We start from the raw sequence: 18,494 nt of genomic DNA, 5'->3' as shown, positions 1-18,494 counted from the left end.
AATTACTATTACAGATGTATAAATTTTACACAAAAAAACCACTACAAAGTGATGTCTTTTAAAAACTTAATACGAATACATTGTACCAGCATAGTGCATATCACGATGATCACTATAAACGACACAACAGATGCTTCTCACATAATCCCAACGAGTGGCGACAATAATCTTGGATTTGTGTCAAGAAATCGGACACAAATCCACCCTGTTACTAACTGTACCTTACTTGATAATAGCCTGTTTATTCATTTGGAGTAAATCTGAAAATACATTCATTATTTTTATCCTATTAATGATTGCTACAGGCATTGGAGTTGGACTTGTAAATGTTTCTATGTCAGTGTATAAACAACTTAACTCAGTTGATGAATTTTAAGGTAGATACTTTGGTATAGAATCAACTTTTCCTCAAATTTTTTCACCTATAGCTTCTATTGCGGCTGGCTATATTCTTTCCATTACAATAAAAATGTATGCTATATCCTTTGTATCTATCTTTGGATTTTTGTTATCAGGATATTTTCTTGAAAAGTTATTTCTTATTAAATTTTGAAGAATTAGATATTATATATATTAGTCATTATATTTGTGATAGATTGGTTTACCTCATCTTGATTAATGCCTATAAAACTGAGAGTCACAGATTGAGATGAATGATTAAATAAATCCATCAACAATGCGACATCCTTCGTTTTCCTGTAATAATGATAACCAAACGTTTTTCGCATCGAGTGTGTGCCGATTTCACTTAAACCGATTGCTTTGCTGAATGGTTCAGGATTCTATAGGCTTGTACATGACTAATCGGTTTACTATTGCCCTCAGAATCGAGTTTACTACTTTTAAACAGATAATCTTCGTCCTTCAGGAACTGAATTTAACGATCAATATCCTCCTTTAGATGATAAAGGGGGAATTGTTTCTGTTTACGTGTTTTCTGCTCTCGGAGTTTGATTGTATAGTCCTTAATATCTTTTTTCTTCAGCCCCAACATACCACTCACTCTCAGACCACAGTTAATCCCGAGATTAAATAAAAAAACGTCTCGCTCTGATCCATAATAGGCAAGTGCCTCTTTCATCTCCTGTATCTTTTTTACGTCTCGAATCGGTTCCACGCTATTCATTAAAATCCCTCCTATATGATACATTATTCCAGTTATAAAAATAAACCCCTTTGGTGTCGGGGTTTGTCATGTAACATAATTTATATTGTGTTACTTTATTCAAGGTAAAAAAAAACCAATCAATTTAATGATTGGCTTATTTGGTAGATATTAAAATATTAATAGTATTATCGGAATTATATTGTTCAAAATCCCTATCGTATTTTCTTTCTATTATGTTTTGTTCCTCATCTTCCCATATTTTAGCCCAAACTTTTGGAATTTCTTCTCTATTTTCACATCGATATAATGTCATATCGTTAAGACTTACTTCTATTGTGTCAGCGTCATATTCTTTAGTGGTATACAATGATAAAGTATAATCACCTTTATAGTCAGATTCATATTCTTCATAAACAGCATACATATTAGCATTTTCTATATCATATTTATTAAATACGTTTTCCCACATGCTACCTATTTTTTTCATGATTTCTGGGTCATTGAAATTATTTGTTCTTATACTACCAAGTTTATACAAAATCATAACAAACCTCCCATTATTTTTCGCCTATATTATAGCTTAAATTAAAATAGAAAGACAGTTTTTATAAACTCTTTAAATTCGTATCTTCACCTAATATTATGATTAATACAACTCAATACATATTGTGTTACATGAATGAGAATAAAAAAAAGCAGTCACAGAAATATGATTGCTTAATTATTACTAAAAAATAACTTAATTTCTTCATCTTTAATAAAATAATATGCCATTTTCCCATTTTTATAAAAATCAAGAACATCATTTTTATACAATAATCTAAGATGATGAGATGTAGAAGCCACACTCATATCTAGAATGATAGCAATATCACAGACACAAAGTTCTTTTTCACTCAGTAAAGACAATACAATTTTTAATTTTTTTCATCGCATATTTTTTGAAAAATATTAAGTAATCTTTGCGACTTCTCAATTTTTAAAAAATCTAACGCTTTGTCCACTTTATCTTCATGAACACATACTATGTCACAAGTAATAGATTTATTCATTTAATTTCAACACCCTTATCTAAAATAAAAATTCTAAAATTGTTTGAATTGTTTTATTTTCTATGATAATAAACATTCCTAGTCCTATATAAATAACAGCCATTATCCAACGACTATACTTCTCAATAGTACCACCAATTCCAGGTATATTAGCAATTTTTTGAGCTGTAAAAACTAATACAAATATCAACACTAAAAATGTAATAAGTGTAACTATTAGATTTGACATATTAAGTGAAACAAAATATGGAACAAACAATCCAATGTTATCAGCACCACAACTTGCGATAGTCACTAATGCCACAGTTCCTATTAATTTTGATAATCCTTTTTTATCCAATTCTTTTTTTGCTCTTTTTTCACCAGCACAATCGTCATATAATGCTACTTTAACACCGAAATAAATTGGTATTATACCTAGCAGTCCTAACATCCATTTCTCTGGAACATAATTTAATACGAAAGCTAAAAATAAACTTACTAATATTAAAATAATAGAACCTAGATATTGTCCAATATAGATGTTTCTATATTCTTTCTTTGTGCTAGCTCTAGCAAAGAAAATTAATAAAATAACTAATAAGTCTACAGCAGTTGCTGTGTATAAAACAGTAGCAGTAATAATAGTTTGAAACATAAAAGCACCTCATTCAAAAATTCGTTTGAATGAAGCTTAACATATCCATCAATAACATTCAAGTATATTTTTGAATGTTATTTTAACTCAATAATTTTTTAATATCACTTAAAGAAACGTGACAACAAGCCACCTTTTTTATTTGTCGTGCTATTACTTTCTTACTTCTCTTCTCTTAAATCTTTATAAAAGCTATCAACTTTATTTGTATCAGCTTGAGAAGTATCGTCTTTAACTTCCTGTAACTCAATCTCAAGAGCCTTTATTTTCTCATTTGACTGCAATTGTAAAGACTAATGAAATAATTATTAGTATACCTTAACTCACAAAGCATATCATTTGTTTAACTTCATTATGCAAGGGAAAATATAACTACAAGCAAAATATAGAAAGAGGGATATAAATGACAGAATCAATTAACAATGTTCATAAAGATCTATTTATCAATGGAGAATGGGTAAAGACCGCTGAATATAAAGATTTAATTAATCCTGCATCAGGAGAAGTCATCGCTAAAATTGCACAAGCTGACGAGACACAAGTAGAAGATGCAATTCAGGCAGCCCATGATGCTTTTCAACCATGGAAAAGTTTAGAATTAAAAGATCGTACTAAATACTTACACAACATTGCTGATTTACTAGAAGAACATGCTGATCGTCTTGCAGAAATCATGACGATTGAACAAGGTAAACCACTAAAAGAATCTAAGCTAGAAGTACTAGCCGGTGCTGAAAGTTTCAGATGGAACGCTGAAGAAGCACGTCGTCTCTATGGTGAAACAATACCTGCACCAAATAACCATAAGTATGAAATTGCCTATGAACCCGTTGGTGTCGTTGGTGCCATCACACCATGGAACTTCCCATCAGGAATGATTACTCGAAAGATCGCACCTGCACTTGCAGCAGGAAATACAGTTGTCCTTAAACCATCAAGTGATACGCCACTTTCAGCATTAGCAATCTTCGAATTATTCGAACAAGCTGAATTACCTAAAGGTGTTGCCAATATCGTAATGGGTAGTTCTAAAGAAATAGGTGAAGCAATGACTTCTTCAAAATTAGTTAAGAAGATAACATTCACAGGCTCTACACCTATTGGTAAAGCACTCTATGAACAATCAGCTGATACATTGAAAAAAATGTCACTTGAACTTGGTGGACATGCGCCATTTATTATCAATGAAGATGCAGATATCGATGCTGCGGTAGAAGGATTAATGGCTGCAAAATTCCGTAATAACGGACAAGTTTGTATTGCACCAAATAGAATTTTCGTTCATAAATCTATTAAAGATGATGTATTAAAACAACTTACTGAAAAAGTTGAAGCACTTAAAGTTGGAAACGGCCTTAATGAAGATACGAATGTTGGACCACTTATACGAGAAGATGCTATAGATAAAATTAAGAAACAAATTATTAATGCAACTGATAAAGGTGCAACACTTGTTACAGGTGGTCATCGTTTAACAGGTGATGAATATGATAATGGTTTCTTCTTCCAGCCTACAATTTTAGATAACGTTAATCGCACAATGGATATCTTCTATGAAGAAACATTTGGTCCAGTTATTCCAATCATAACATTTGATACTTTAGACGAAGTCATCGAAATGGCGAATGACAGTGAGTTCGGTTTAGCAAGTTATGCTTATGCTAAAGATAGCAAAACGATACAAACGATAGCTACTTCGCTTGAGTATGGTATGGTTGGTATAAATGAAGTAGCGATTTCAAATCCTGAAACCCCATTTGGTGGTGTAAAACATTCAGGATTCGGCCGAGAAAATTCTCACCTCGGTATTAAAGAATACGTTACTGCTAAATTTATTAACACTAAATTCTTATAAAATTAAGCTTAAGGGACATTTTCCTTAAGCTTATTATATTTACTTATAGATGAAACAGGCCTATAATATCTTAGTTATTGATTTTCAATATATCACTTAAGAAAGGAATGATTATTTGTCACATTCAGTAGATAAATTATGGACAAGAGAATTTGTACTCGTGTCACTAATCAATTTCATTATTATGCTTTCAATGTTTTTATTACTTGTTACAATCGGTGGTTACGCTGTTGAACATTATCATGTTTCAACAAGTACAGCTGGTCTTGTTTCAGGTATTTTTATTGTTGGAAGCTTATTCGGCAGATTTTGGGCTGGAAAATATATTGATATCATCGGCCAGAAAAAAACACTTGTAATTGGTGTCATTATATTTGTTGTAACAACTGCACTTTACTTTGTTTCATTCGATCTAACCGTTCTTATTACTGTTCGTTTATTAAACGGTATAGGCTGCGGGATAGCTTCTACCGCTACAGGTACGATTGCCGCATTTATTACCCCAAAGAAAAGACGTGGTGAAGGTATAAGTTATTTCAGCATGAGCGCTGTAATGGCAACTGCTGTAGGACCTTTCCTAGGAATGTTCTTATTACAATTTATAACGTTCAGACAACTATTTATTTTCTGTTTAGCATTAGCGTTAATCGCACTTTTCATGTTACCAAGCATCAAAGTCAATGAAGATCTAGAAGGATTAAAATCACAGGCACCTAAAGGTCTACACATTTCTAATTTTATCGATACGAATGCTATTCCTATTGCAATCGTTGTGTTAATTTGTTGTACTGCTTACTCTAGCGTACTCAGTTTTATTTCATTTTTTGCAAAAGAGAATAATATGGTCACTGCCGGTAGCTTCTTTTTCTTAGCATATGCTATTGTCGTATTATTATCCAGACCATTTACAGGTCGACTAATGGATACACGAGGTACAAATGTCGTTATGGTACCTGCAATGCTCGCATTTATTGCAGGGTTACTCTCACTTAGCTTAACGCACACTCCTATGATGCTAATAATTAGTGCGATGTTACTAGGATTCGGATATGGCAACTTTTTATCAATCGCGCAAGCTGCTGCGGTAAAACGAACGGAACCTCAAAAAATCGGTCTCGCTACATCTACTTTCTTTATCTTCTTAGATTTTGCATTAGGTTTTGGACCGTATTTATTAGGTATCTTCATTCCAATTATCGGATTACATGGCTTGTATTTTTATATGGGTATTGTCGTAGTCATCGGTATGATTGTATATTTCATCTTACATGGAAGAAAGGCACATATTTATGATGCATTAAACTAAGACTTTTTTGTCTTGGTTTTTTCTTTACTTATCCATACAATTTATTGCACAATAGAAAGTACTTAACAAAAATAATGGATGTGAAAACTTTGAAAATATTTTTAACGGGTGCAACAGGATTTGTAGGAGCCCAACTAATTAATAATTTGCTTAACAATAAAGATTATGAACTTTATGTTCTGTATCGTGATGAGCATCGTAAAAATAAACTTATTACAGAAGACAACAAAGACAGATTACATTTTATTAAAGGTGATATTACTGCAGAAGATTTTGGCGTAGATAACAATACGATTTCGCGTCTTCCTGCTATGGATTATTTTTATCATCTAGCGGCACTTGTAAAATTTGACGAAGATTTAAGAGAAGATTTATTTAGGATTAATTACGAAGGTACTAAACATGCATTAGCTTTTGCTGAAAAAATCAATACGAATCATTTCCTTTATGTATCTACAGCTTATACTGTAGGCATTAATGAAGATGCAAAAGAAATATTACACGACATTGATGCAGAAACAAATAATCCTTATGAAGAAAGCAAAGTAAAAGCCGAGTACTTAGTTGCTGCTTCACATATGAAAACATCTATTTTAAGACCTGCAATTATCATCGGAGATTCAGTTACAGGCGAAGCAGACTCTAAGTTTACGATGTATGGCTTCATGAAAGCTTTAAAAGTTTTCAAACGCAAGATGGATCGTAATCCAGAAAGCGCCAAACATATATATCGATTATTTGTAGATGATAACTGTACTTCTAACTTAGTTCCAGTTGATTATGTCGTTCGTGTATTAACACGTGCAATACCAAATGCTGAAGATAGGAAAATTTATCATATTACAAATAACCAACCTCCTGAAAACTTGGCAGTACTAGAAATTATTAAAAAGTATTTAAACTTCGATCAACTAACCGTTGCACCTACAAGCGATCAACATACGATGAATGACCAGGAAGCTATCCTGAATGGTTATATCGATGTATTCGAACCTTATTTTAAAAAATCAATCACTTTTGATGAAACCAATACAAAATCAATGCTTGATAAAACAGGGGAAAACACACTGACACTTACGACAGCACAACTCGACCATATCATTGAAGTATTTTTTAAATCTTAAAAAGGATTTGGACATATGTCCAAATCCTTTTTTTCAGTTCAGTAACACGTTAGTTACTTTATATTACTTTTTTATTTGCATAGTTTTGATAATACTCTTTGAAAGTAATAAACACTTTCTTTTTCTCATCATATAACTTATATCGTATTGATTCTAAGCTTGTCTTTAAAGTAATTGTTGTTGCATGCTGTAAAGGCGGTGTTTCTTCATGTGCTTTTTCCAGGTAATAATTTGGAATTCGCGGACTTAAGTGATGCACATGATGAAAACCTATATTACCAGTCAACCACTGCAATAATTTTGGCAATTTATAATACGAACTACCTTCAACCGCAGCTTTTACATAATCCCACTCTGAATTTTCTTCAAAGTAAGACTCTTCAAAGGTATGCTGAATATAGAACATCCAAATCCCAAGCATTCCTCCGACAAACATTACTGGAATAAATACTGCAGCAAACAATCCAAAACCGAAGAAATAAATAATTGCTCCATATACTACAACAATTGCTATATTATGCAACCATGTGTTGATTTTTTCTTTTTGTCTTGCATCTTTACGATTGAATCGATTTGAAACAAGCAATAGATAAATCGGGCCAATAACAAACATCACAAATGGATTTCGATATATGCGATAAGCAAGTTGCGTCTTCTTATCAGCAGCTTCATATTCTTCAATTGTCATCATCCCAATATCACCGACACCTTTTTTATCTAAATTCCCACTCGTAGCGTGGTGAATATTATGTTCTCTGCGCCATTGTTGATATGGAAATAACGTTAAAAACCCTGTGAAATTGCCTAAACGATCATTCCACTTTTTGTTCTTAAAAAATGAACCATGACAGCAATCATGGAAAATAATGAAACTACGTACTAAAAAGAACGCCCCAACTACACCAAGTGCAATTGAAATCAATGGCGAAATCTGATACGCAAACATCCCTAAAATGATACATAGTAAATAAGGTACAAGCGTATTAAAAATTTGTATGATACTCAACTGAAATTCAGATTTCTCATACGGCTTTACTGCTTTTCTTAACATTAACTTTTTATCCCTTTCCATAGGTCACCTCTAAATAAAATAATAATGAAGCCAGTATTCCCTAATCAGTTACAAAAAGTCTTTACTTAACTATTATAAACGTTTCATCTAAATAATAAAACATAAAAAATAGCACCTAGTCTTAAAAACAGACCAAATGCTATTTTACTATTATTAATAAGCGGTTAAACACTATACAATCACATTGCATATATTCTAAAAATTATATTAGTATAGGAAATAAAATTATCCACCGATATAATTCATATTGATTTTTTTCTTCTTTCTGTTTTTCACTGTTTCTTCAGTACGTTCATCCGAATAACGATCACTTCGATTGTTCCACAGTTGAGTAAGTTTCGTTTCAAGCGCTTCATCGCTGACACCGCTTCTCATAAACGATTTGATATCATAACCATCTGTCGCAAAAAGACACCCGAATATCTTACCGTCAGAACTTAAACGTGCGCGCGTACAAGTTGAACAGAACGACTCAGAAACACTCGTAATAAATCCAAGTTTTGCACCATTGTCGTGTGTGTAATATTTCGCAACTTCACCAAAATATTTTGGTGCTTCTGGTTGAATATCAAAAGCTTCGGAAATGACTTCGATCATTTCTTTTTTTGAGATGACTTTATCAAAATTCCATCCGTTATCATTACCTACATCCATGAATTCAATAAAACGTAACGTGATTTTCTTATCTTTAAAATATTGCACCATCGGTATCATCTGTTCATCATTTAAACCTTTCTGAATGACCATATTCATCTTCACTTTCAGACCGATAGATACTGCATAATCAATTTGTTCTAAAATTTGATTCGCTGTAATACCACGCCCATTGATTGCTTCAAATGATTCATCTAACGCGTCAAGTGATACATTGATACGGCGTAAACCTGCATCATATAACGCCTGTCCATGTTTTTTTAATAAAAGACCATTTGTCGTAAGACCGATATCTTCAATACCTTCAATGTTGTTAAATGCTTCTATCAAACTTGGTAAATCACGTCGTAGTAAAGGTTCCCCACCTGTGATTCGAATCTTTTTCACACCTAACTTGGCATAAATTTTTGCCAACCTCACAAGTTCTTCAAATGAAAGTAACTCATCTTTCGGTAAGAAGACATAATCATCGCCGAATATTTCTTTCGGCATACAATATGTGCACCTAAAATTACAACGGTCCGTTACTGAAATTCTAAGGTCGCGGATCGGACGCCCTAATTTATCTGTTATTTGTCCCATAATATCCACTCCTTAATTTGAGGACACGTTTTAAATCTTCTTTAGTATTGATATTTTCATACCAAAACGGTGTGCTGTTAATGCGATTAATATGAATCAATGTTGTACTTTGCTGCGTCAATTCTTTTAATGCAAGTCTTCCTGTATCAAGTGACTCTTTTACGATTGGTAATAACGCATAGCGATATACAGCTATCGTTCTGTGTATTTGCTCATTGTCTTGATATAAGATAGCATTTGATCTATTGTGTATACCTGCCATTTCATTTAAGTACCGAATTGCAACTGGAGTGACAAAAGGTGTATCAACAGAAATTACACAATAGTCTTCATCTGGTATTGCATGCATTACTGCATAAATACCAGATAATGGTCCACATTCTTTATAAGATACTTCATCAACAATCACTTCAATATCAAGTTGACGCATCTTTATATCATCTATAAAATATTGCGATAACATCTTATTTGAACTCAATACAATTCGCTCTATACCACTTTCAATCATTGTATGATAAACATGTTCATAGAATGGTTTCTCATCAAGTGGGTATAGCGATTTATGACTTCCAAAACGAGAAGATTTACCACCTGCAAGAATAACTCCTATCATTTAACCACCACTTACTGGCGGGATGAGTGCAACAATATCGTGGTTATGAATTATTTCGTCATCCTTAACAAATTCCTCATTCACAGCTATTTGATAGCTTTCGCCTTGAATGTTTGGATATGTCTTTCCTAAGTGTGCTTTCAAATCATTTACTGAAATAGGCTCAGTAAATATAAACTCGTCTTGAGAACGATTTACTTTAGCTTTAATATGTGCAAAATATAATACTTTCATCTATATCATCCTTTGTAATTTGGATGGTAACCACGCTGACCACCAATCCATTCTTCTCCGTCTTCCCAAATTTCTTTTTTCCAGATTGGAACGACTTCTTTTATACGTTCGATTGCGTATTCATTCGCAGCATAGCTGTCTTTACGATGCGGACTAGAAACACAGATTACCACTGCAATTTCTGACACTTGTAAATTACCGATACGATGCGCGATACTTACAATAGTCCCTGGCCATTTTTCATTAATTTCTTTACCGATTTGTGCGAGCTTTTTCTCAGCCATCGGAATATATGCTTCATACTCTAAATACTCTGTTTTAACCCCTTGTGTCCATTCACGGACAATGCCTGTAAAAACACATACTGCACCTTGATGCGGTGTTACAGTCATTTTTCTATAATGCTCAACGTCGATTGGCATCGTTACAACTTCAAATTGTTTCACGTGTATCATCCACCCATTTGTTTATAAATGTCTCTATCATTGTAGTGCATTCCTGTTGATCTTTTGAAGTATCAACCATTAATTTTATATTGATTAATCTTTTTAAATCCAACTCATCTTTAGTCGATTTAAATAATACTATTTTATCATAGTTTGCCTGCTTATAACCTTCTATAAGGATTACATCCGGTTGAGAAGTAACTTCGTGTTGCATAATATACTCTAAGTTATTCAGCACATCTATATCTTCTTGTTTTATCAGTTTGTGTAAATATTGATAACCTTGTACGATGCTCTCATCAGCACCACTTTCCATATAAGTAATGTGATCACGTGATTTAGGTATATCTATTTCGTCACCATTTTTGTCTCCGTGATGTTTAATAACAGTAACTGTTAATCCTTTAGTCTTTAATAAACGTATCATTGTATTCATTGTTGTTGTCTTGCCACTTTTTTTATATCCTACTACTTGTAATATTTTTACCATGGGACACCGTCTGATGGCGACAATCTATTCACTAATACATCAACCGTATCACCTGCAACAAATCCTCTCGTACCACCTGGCAATATAATCATACTATTGCTCTTAGCAATTGCTATTACTGCATTACTTTTATTGAAACCACTTGGTTTTACAGTCATCGTTCTATAGTCAAGATCCGCACGTATAAAACGTGTGAAAGGGTTAGCTTTCGTAAAATCTTCGGATAATATTGCTTTTACAAACGTTGGGTAAACGTCTCTTTCACCCATCATTGTTCGTAACACTGGACGTGTATATAATTCAAATCCTGTATAGCATGCGCTTGGATTACCTGATAACCCGAATAAGAATTTATTTGCTTTTACTGCTACTGTCGTTACACTACCTGGTCGCATCGCAATTTTATTAAACAATACATCAGCCGCTAAGTCTTTATAAATTTGTGGCATATAATCAAAGTCACCGACACTCACGCCACCTGTCGTAATAACAATATCATGATTTTGATATGCATCACGCACTGCATTAAAAAGTGTTTCGTAATCATCCGCTTTTACATGATAATTCAACACTTGAATATTCATCTCTTTACATAACCCCATAATCATCGGGCCGTTTGAGTTTCTTATTTTTCCGGGTAATAGTGCTTCATCGATGTCAACAAGCTCGCTTCCTGTTGCGATGATTGCAACTGATGGCTTTTGATATACTTTCACTGTTGCATAAGAAAAGGTTGCAAGTACCGCAATCACTCCAGCATTAATGATCGTACCTCGCTTGAGGATAGTATCACCTTTTTTGCACTCTTCACCCTGGAATGAAATGTTCTCACCACTCGTAAATGGCTTTCTTAGTGTAAACCCATCATCTGTAGCTACAGTTTGTTCAAGCATTACAATTGCATCAGCACCTGCAGGAATTTTAGCACCTGTCATAATGCGTACTGCTTCTTTATTTTTGAGTGATTTCTCACTTACACTACCAGCCCCAATATGGTCAACTACCTTAAAAGCGACGCGATTGTCTCCGCTCGCTCCAGCACTTGCTTCACTACGAATTGCAAAGCCATCATATGGAGACTTATTAAACATGGGGATATCATAAGTCGCGATGATATCCTCTGCTAAAACATAATTTAAACTGTCAAGATAGTTAATTTCTTTAACTTCTTTTCGCTTGGCATATTTGATACATTTCTCAATCGCTTCACTAACAGGTATTGGTGTTCTTCTCTCTAACATATATATCCTCCTGCTCTAAAATTGTAGTATGATTAATATAAGTATATAAGAAAGGAAGTAATTCTATGAGCGAATTGACTCACTTTAATGAACAAGGTAGAGCTAAGATGGTAGATGTTTCGGATAAACAAATTTCTACGCGCACTGCAGTCGCTATAAGTTCAATCAAAGTAAATGAAATCATTTACGATCAGATTATCAACCATACAAATAAAAAAGGCGATGTGCTTGGCGTTGCACAAGTTGCAGGTATTATGGCTACCAAAAACACCGCACAAATTATTCCAATGTGTCATCCGCTTAATTTGAGTGGTATCGATATTACATTTGAATGGGATACAACAGATGGTTACGAAATACTGATTACTTGCACTGTTAAAACAACCGGTCAGACTGGTGTAGAAATGGAAGCATTAACTGGAGCAAGCGCCACAGCGTTGACGATCTATGATATGACTAAAGCAGTCGATAAAGGCATGATTATCGGACCGACATATTTAGTTTCAAAATCTGGCGGAAAAAATGGCGATTTTAAACGTTAATTATTTTGTAAGCTCATGCACAATATGATGAATCTGTTGTGTAATGAGCTTCTTCATTGCTAAATTTACAGCACCGACCGAACCAGGAATTGAGAAGATTACCGTGTTATCTTTCGTGCCACAAATCGCACGTGAAAGAATCGCCCGCGGTCCTACATCTTCTGTATAACTTAAAAATCTGAAAATCTCTCCGAAACCTTCCATTTCTTTATCGATGACTGATTTCACCACTTCTATCGTTACATCGCGCTTCGCAATTCCCGTTCCACCAGTTGTAATAATCACATCTACTTTCTCGTGTAAAAGATGTTGAATCACCTTTCGAATTTCCGCCTGATCATCTTTTACGATTGAATAGTAGGCTTTATTGACAGAAATATTTATATCAGCTAAATGCTGAATCACTGCTTTGCCACCTCTATCTGTATCAAAGTCACGGGTATCACTCACCGTTATTACTGCAACTTTTAATGGTTTACGCTCGATATTATCATGTTCGTTATGCATTGATTTTCCTCCTACCCAAATAACTGATGATAGATTTTTTTAGCTTCATTGACTGTCTTCACTTCATGAATCAATAACCTGCCACCTTTAAACCATATCATAGGTCGATCCATAAACTTAAACCTTATGAAATAAGGATTTACATTAAACATAATATTTTGTGCTTTTAAATGACGAATAAGTTCCTCTTCATTGAACTTTAACGTCATAAATTGTACTGTATCTCGCCCGCAAAGCATCGTTTCCGTTTGCTTAAACAATAGATTAGGAAACGTCTTATCGTCACCACATGTTATACATTTTTCATTGAACATTTTAGAGAACTTCAAAGCTGTATGATCCATCTGCCATACATCTCCGAATATGAGTTTAGCATCAAATGGTGTTTTACTTAAAATTTTCATACAATACATCATTTGATAGCTTGTCGCAAGATTCACAGCAGGCTCTATAATTCCTACAGTATCACATGTTCTATTCATTACAGGAAGTATACCCATTACACAGTTAAAGCATGGTGTTACACCAGGAATAAATGGACAGGCAACGTATGTAGATTCTACACATGCACCATAAATCCACGGTATATTATTTTTATAACTAAAATCATTGATAACCAATCGCGTTTCAAAGTTATCCGTCGCATCTAATATACAATCACATTGCAAAAACGCCGCTTCAAGAAGCGACGCATCACAATGTGCTATATAAGTTTCAATTTCTAAATCACTGCGTATAGCTTTTAATTCTCGTTCACATGCCACAACTTTAGGCGTGCTCAGTTCAGCATCTGATTCTTTAAAAAGTGATTGTCGTTGCAAATTTGAAACTTCGACATAGTCACGATCGACGATAACAATTTTTTTTACGCCACTTCTAGCAATAGATTCTGCTAAGTGTGTGCCTAATGCGCCGCACCCAACAATACCAACTGTAGCATTTTCGATGAATGATTGACCACTTTCACCAATCCCGTAAAACTTTATTTGTCTATCGTATCTTGTCATGACTACCCCTCAATTCCGTTACTTTCTACCTTCTTTTTTATCCATCCAGAACATTGTTATTAAGGCAATTATACCAAACACTGCAAGGAAAGCGAAAGCCGGTTTATTCGTACCAAAGCTTGCTGCACAAAAAGCAATGACTAATGGCGGGAAGAAACCACCTAAACCACCCATCATCGATACAATACCGTTTACAATACCAGCCTGTTTAGAATAATAAGTCGGTGCTAATTTAAAAATCAGACCATTACCTAGACCAGCACAAGCAGAGATGATTAAACATCCTGCAGTGAAGAAGAAGATTTGATGATTAATAGAAAGCATTGCTGCCCCAATGATTAATCCGACAAATACAACCTTTAATACATCCATTGCACGTAGCTTATCACCAAGCACACCTCCTACAGGGCGTAGCAACGTTGCTATTGCGATAAACGTACCTGTTCGAATACCAGCATCAACTTTATCTAAACCAAAATTATTAACTAAAAAGTTCGGTAAGAATAACCCGAATGCTACGAAAGAGCCAAAAGTGATAAAGTACCAGAAACTTAATAAGTATAATTTATACTCTGGCAATACACCTTTAATCTGATCCATCAATGGTTGTTTAACTTTCGGTTCATCTTTATCACCGAATAAGAAGTTCAGTAAAGCAAATAAAGCCATAACGATTAAATATGATTTTACTGTGTTACTCCAGCCAATCGCGTTCGCTAAAGGTGGCGCAGCAAATGCTGATACTGCCGTACCGATGTTACCCATACCGTAAATACCGTTAGCAAGACCATGCTTTTCTTTAGGGAAATATTTTGGCACACTTGTAACACCTACAGAGAAGATTGCGCCCCCAACCCCTAGAAAAAGACCGGCAATCATCAACATTGTAGTCGATTGCGCCATACTAAGTAAAAATACAGGAATGAGCAGGAATATAAATGCTCCTAAAAATACCTTTCGTGCACCGATTAAGTTTGCATAATATCCTAATGGAATACGTAATACAGAACCTAAAATAACTGGAATTGCTAAAATGATTGCTTTCTGACTTTCAGGAATTGAGAAGTCCTGAGACATAAATGGTAATAACGGTGCAATAATTGTCCAAGCCATAAATCCAGCTAATAAACTGAACGTTTGAAGCGTTAACTGCACTTTACCTGATGCTTTGTTCATACGTTTCACCCTTTTTTATGAGTTTGTGATTATTTATACAAACTTATTTTAAGGCTTTTTAAGTACGTATATAATTGGGGATTTCCCCTATGATGAGGAAAGTTTCCCTATATGTTGTACAGTACAAAAAGTAAAACGCAGAATAATTATTATCCTGCGTTCTATACTTATAATATTTTTGTATTCACTACTTCCAGCAGCAAATCTTCATCCTTAATCTTGAATACTTTTTCTGCCATCGGAAACAGTACATTTTCTTCTTTGTACATATGTACCATACAGATTTCATAGCCTTCATTTAAATCCTGCATGATTAAAGGGATATCATCCACTTCGTAATTCATCACCTTTGTCACCTCTAAGAAGTGATCAAAATACTGCATCATCTCATCGTGTTCTGCTTCTATCGTAATAATGGGACCTTGATCTGTTCCGATGTAAGAACCTAGGATAGGAAAGAAGAAGCGGGATTCCTTTTCCTGATGCTTAATCAATATGGGAATAAACGCTGTCATCAGTTTACGTATGTTGTTTACATGTTCAAAACGTGCGAGCGGTGCACATGTTTTAACAATTTGCATTTCACTAAACCATTCATGCATTAAACTTCTAATGAGCATATGCTCATTTTCTAATATGCGTAATGCTTTCATCTTTGTCTGGAATTGTTGCATATCTCCACGTCCTAAAAATCTAATAATTTTTTCTTTAAAGCATATTCTACTAGCTCAGGCTTTGATTTTAAGTTCAACTTATCCATTATTCTTGCTTTATGTGCTTCGACTGTCTTAACAGAAACAAAGAGCATCTCTGCAATCTCTTTATTACCATAGCCTTTAGCGATGAGTGGTAAAATCTCTAACTCTCTTTTAGATAGTATTTTTAAGTGATCATTTTTTGCCGAGTATTCACTATCATGATGAATGAGCTCATGAACAAGTGAGGTTGCCATCTTCGGATCAATATAAGTATCTCCAGCATAAACTGTCTTTACTGCCTGAATCAGTTCTTCATCCGGCGCATTTTTTAATATATAGCCATTGGCGCCATTCTTTAATACATGAAATAAATACTCATCATCATCATACATCGTAAGAATCAATATTTTAGTATCAGGAAATGCATCTTTAATTTTGCCGGTTGCAATTAATCCAGATTCTCCTGGTGGCATGCTTAAATCCATAATTAACACATCCGGTTTATGTGTTGCTACAACTTGAAATGCTTCTAATCCATCAGCAGCAGTTGCAACAACTTCCATGTCTTTCTGATAGTTAAGAATCATGGAAAAACCAGTTCTGACCACTGCATGATCATCAGCAATTACTATTTTCATGTTACTCCCCCTACAGTGGAATGGTGAGTGTTACAAAAGTCCCCTTACCTTTCTCACTGTTAATTTTTACAGAGCCATTTACGATTTCTGCACGTTCCTGCATTCCATATAAACCTAGCCCTGTGCCTTTAGGTGTCTGTCCAATCTCAAATCCATCTCCATTGTCACTAATTTCTACAATCAGTTCATCTATTTCTTTTTGAACTAATACGTGCACCACATCAACATTTGCATATTTTAAAGCATTAAGTATCGCTTCCTGTGTTATACGGTAAACTGCAGTTTCTATTTCATTTGAGAAGCGCTCCGACTGTATGTTTGTATCGAACTGGACATCTAAACCATAGTTCTTCTCTAATTGTTTGAAGTGCGAGCGAAATGCTGCAACAAGACCGAGATCATCAAGTGAGGAAGGACGCAATTCAAGCGATAAATTCCGAATATCATTCATCAGTCGTGACATTGACCCTTCCATGAGCTGTATATGCTTATTTCTATCTTCATCATCTTTATATTTCAGCAATCTTAAATCAACCACAACATTGAGTAGTTCCTGAACTACACTATCATGCAATTCTCGAGAAATTCTTTTTCTTTCATTCTCTTGTGCATTGATAATTTTTTTCGTGATAGTTTTTTGATGTAGCATCTCCTGCGTTCTAAGTTGTGGAGAAACGTTTTGTAATGTAAGGACTTTCACATTTGGTGCATTCTGAAGTACTACATAAGATGCTGAATATGCAACAGGTTCTCCAATTTCATTCTTTAAAAAGAGTTGAAATGATTGATTGTTTTTATCTTCTTTCATAAAACAATTCATACAGGTCATCAATGCATGTTCATTTGTATAACCCATACAAGTTGAACAAAAACTTTCAAGTAACACATCTAAATTCTTTTCGTAATTTAGTACTCGTTTTGCAGCATCATTCATCGTAATAATTGAGTTATCCGCATTGATGAAAATGATTAATTCTTCCGTATCATTGTAATAATATTTGATCAGTTCTTCTAATAAATTCTGATTAAATTGATTCATACTAAGTGACACTATTAATCACATCCTTACGATAAAATGCACCAAATCCTTTATCTAACTCACCATTAATTGTTTCATAAACTTCTAGATTGAATGGACGTTGTTCTCTATTGCCGACAAGTAGAACCGCTGCCACTTTATTATATTTCCAAAGAGGTATAGCCATAAAATTAGTTAACTTCTCGAATCTCACTATCGGAAAATCAAAAATATGCGTTGCAATACTGCTTGTTGAAATATCTAATTCTATCCAGGAACGGCCGGATTTGAGAACAAATCCGGCGATACCCTTTCCTTTTTGAAGTTCTATTTTTTTATATCTTTCGTTTGTAGCTCCCGATACAAATGTCCAATGTATATCAGTCTGTAAGATTAGATCAGAGGGCATTGCAAGGCCAACAAAATCTACATTTAATTTATCTTTTAATTGATCTACTTCATCTTGATAATTATAGTGTATCGCTTCCATGCTA

At 34.2% G+C, this 18,494-nt stretch carries 21 protein-coding genes and 2 pseudogenes; 4 read left to right on the top strand and 19 right to left on the bottom strand.

The features are described from left to right. Positions 1–557: 557 nt before the first annotated feature. The 5 genes and pseudogenes from JJJ02_RS09320 to JJJ02_RS13350 form a co-directional block, all read right to left on the bottom strand. A pseudogene (locus tag JJJ02_RS09320) lies at positions 558–1,126 on the bottom strand (tyrosine-type recombinase/integrase). Between the two features lie 136 nt (positions 1,127–1,262). Further along, a complete protein-coding gene (locus JJJ02_RS09315; protein ID WP_240838652.1) occupies positions 1,263–1,652 on the bottom strand; it encodes a transcriptional regulator in 390 nt (129 codons plus the stop codon). Positions 1,653–1,825: 173 nt separating this feature from the next. Then, positions 1,826–2,160: pseudogene (locus JJJ02_RS09310) on the bottom strand (ArsR/SmtB family transcription factor). 19 nt (positions 2,161–2,179) lie between these two features. Continuing rightward, positions 2,180–2,797, bottom strand: coding sequence for a CadD family cadmium resistance transporter (locus JJJ02_RS09305; RefSeq protein ID WP_149459927.1), 618 nt, complete (start codon positions 2,795–2,797; stop codon positions 2,180–2,182). 161 nt (positions 2,798–2,958) lie between these two features. Further along, entirely contained in the window at positions 2,959–3,081 is a 123-nt protein-coding gene (locus JJJ02_RS13350; protein ID WP_255724840.1) for a hypothetical protein, read from the bottom strand. Between the two features lie 119 nt (positions 3,082–3,200). Between JJJ02_RS13350 and JJJ02_RS09300 the strand changes: the two genes are divergently transcribed. From JJJ02_RS09300 to JJJ02_RS09290, 3 genes are all read left to right on the top strand, one after another. Next, positions 3,201–4,652 (top strand): NAD-dependent succinate-semialdehyde dehydrogenase, encoded by a 1,452-nt coding sequence (locus JJJ02_RS09300; protein WP_240838649.1) that lies wholly within the window; start codon positions 3,201–3,203, stop codon positions 4,650–4,652. 160 nt (positions 4,653–4,812) lie between these two features. Further along, a complete protein-coding gene (locus JJJ02_RS09295; RefSeq protein WP_396614741.1) occupies positions 4,813–5,958 on the top strand; it encodes an MFS transporter in 1,146 nt (381 codons plus the stop codon). 89 nt (positions 5,959–6,047) lie between these two features. Next, on the top strand, positions 6,048–7,082 hold the full coding sequence (locus JJJ02_RS09290; RefSeq protein ID WP_240838646.1) for an SDR family oxidoreductase: 1,035 nt from the start codon (positions 6,048–6,050) through the stop codon (positions 7,080–7,082). A 58-nt stretch (positions 7,083–7,140) separates the two neighbouring features. Here the strand turns inward: JJJ02_RS09290 and desA are convergent, their stop codons facing one another. The 7 genes from desA to JJJ02_RS09255 form a co-directional block, all read right to left on the bottom strand. After that, on the bottom strand, positions 7,141–8,154 hold the full coding sequence (gene desA / locus JJJ02_RS09285; RefSeq protein ID WP_240838644.1) for a Delta(5) desaturase DesA: 1,014 nt from the start codon (positions 8,152–8,154) through the stop codon (positions 7,141–7,143). Between the two features lie 225 nt (positions 8,155–8,379). After that, complete coding sequence (gene moaA / locus JJJ02_RS09280) at positions 8,380–9,393, bottom strand: GTP 3',8-cyclase MoaA (RefSeq protein ID WP_240838840.1); 1,014 nt, start codon at positions 9,391–9,393, stop codon at positions 8,380–8,382. After that, a complete protein-coding gene (mobA, locus tag JJJ02_RS09275; protein ID WP_239242066.1) occupies positions 9,371–10,003 on the bottom strand; it encodes a molybdenum cofactor guanylyltransferase in 633 nt (210 codons plus the stop codon). Before mobA ends, moaA begins: the two co-directional genes overlap by 23 nt. Beyond that, positions 10,004–10,237: a MoaD/ThiS family protein gene (locus JJJ02_RS09270; RefSeq protein WP_240838642.1), complete on the bottom strand. Its 234-nt coding sequence runs from the start codon at positions 10,235–10,237 to the stop codon at positions 10,004–10,006. Positions 10,238–10,242: 5 nt separating this feature from the next. After that, entirely contained in the window at positions 10,243–10,683 is a 441-nt protein-coding gene (locus tag JJJ02_RS09265; RefSeq protein ID WP_239242068.1) for a molybdenum cofactor biosynthesis protein MoaE, read from the bottom strand. Continuing rightward, the gene (mobB, locus tag JJJ02_RS09260) at positions 10,670–11,173 is read right to left on the bottom strand and encodes a molybdopterin-guanine dinucleotide biosynthesis protein B (RefSeq protein WP_240838639.1); all 504 of its coding nucleotides are present in this window, start codon (positions 11,171–11,173) and stop codon (positions 10,670–10,672) included. Before mobB ends, JJJ02_RS09265 begins: the two co-directional genes overlap by 14 nt. Then, positions 11,167–12,414 carry a molybdopterin molybdotransferase MoeA gene (locus JJJ02_RS09255; RefSeq protein ID WP_240838637.1) on the bottom strand — a complete coding sequence of 416 codons (1,248 nt, stop codon included), beginning with the start codon at positions 12,412–12,414 and terminating at the stop codon, positions 11,167–11,169. The genes mobB and JJJ02_RS09255 overlap by 7 nt, the downstream gene beginning before the upstream one ends. Before the next feature lie 65 nt (positions 12,415–12,479). On the opposite strand from JJJ02_RS09255, the gene moaC reads away from it, so the two are divergent. Then, entirely contained in the window at positions 12,480–12,956 is a 477-nt protein-coding gene (moaC, locus tag JJJ02_RS09250) for a cyclic pyranopterin monophosphate synthase MoaC (RefSeq protein WP_240838635.1), read from the top strand. On the opposite strand, the gene JJJ02_RS09245 is transcribed toward moaC, so the two are convergent. The 7 genes from JJJ02_RS09245 to JJJ02_RS09215 form a co-directional block, all read right to left on the bottom strand. Next, positions 12,957–13,463 carry a MogA/MoaB family molybdenum cofactor biosynthesis protein gene (locus JJJ02_RS09245; protein WP_240838633.1) on the bottom strand — a complete coding sequence of 169 codons (507 nt, stop codon included), beginning with the start codon at positions 13,461–13,463 and terminating at the stop codon, positions 12,957–12,959. Positions 13,464–13,474: 11 nt separating this feature from the next. Further along, entirely contained in the window at positions 13,475–14,470 is a 996-nt protein-coding gene (locus tag JJJ02_RS09240; protein ID WP_240838631.1) for a ThiF family adenylyltransferase, read from the bottom strand. Positions 14,471–14,488: 18 nt separating this feature from the next. Further along, positions 14,489–15,646 carry a nitrate/nitrite transporter gene (locus tag JJJ02_RS09235; protein ID WP_240838628.1) on the bottom strand — a complete coding sequence of 386 codons (1,158 nt, stop codon included), beginning with the start codon at positions 15,644–15,646 and terminating at the stop codon, positions 14,489–14,491. A gap of 167 nt (positions 15,647–15,813) precedes the next feature. Beyond that, the gene (locus JJJ02_RS09230) at positions 15,814–16,320 is read right to left on the bottom strand and encodes a hemerythrin domain-containing protein (RefSeq protein ID WP_111745245.1); all 507 of its coding nucleotides are present in this window, start codon (positions 16,318–16,320) and stop codon (positions 15,814–15,816) included. Positions 16,321–16,331: 11 nt separating this feature from the next. Then, a complete protein-coding gene (gene nreC, locus JJJ02_RS09225) occupies positions 16,332–16,982 on the bottom strand; it encodes a nitrate respiration regulation response regulator NreC (RefSeq protein WP_240838625.1) in 651 nt (216 codons plus the stop codon). Positions 16,983–16,992: 10 nt separating this feature from the next. Then, positions 16,993–18,021: a sensor histidine kinase gene (locus JJJ02_RS09220; protein WP_240838623.1), complete on the bottom strand. Its 1,029-nt coding sequence runs from the start codon at positions 18,019–18,021 to the stop codon at positions 16,993–16,995. Position 18,022: 1 nt separating this feature from the next. Continuing rightward, positions 18,023–18,490 (bottom strand): GAF domain-containing protein, encoded by a 468-nt coding sequence (locus JJJ02_RS09215; protein ID WP_133445335.1) that lies wholly within the window; start codon positions 18,488–18,490, stop codon positions 18,023–18,025. Positions 18,491–18,494 lie beyond the last annotated feature (4 nt).

The organism is Macrococcus sp. PK, from assembly GCF_022501545.1.
In the GTDB taxonomy this organism is placed as follows: Bacteria; Bacillota; Bacilli; order Staphylococcales; family Staphylococcaceae; genus Macrococcoides; species Macrococcoides epidermidis.
The sequence above is the reverse complement of the archived record's forward strand: the minus strand, read 5'-3'. Positions and strand labels throughout refer to the sequence as shown.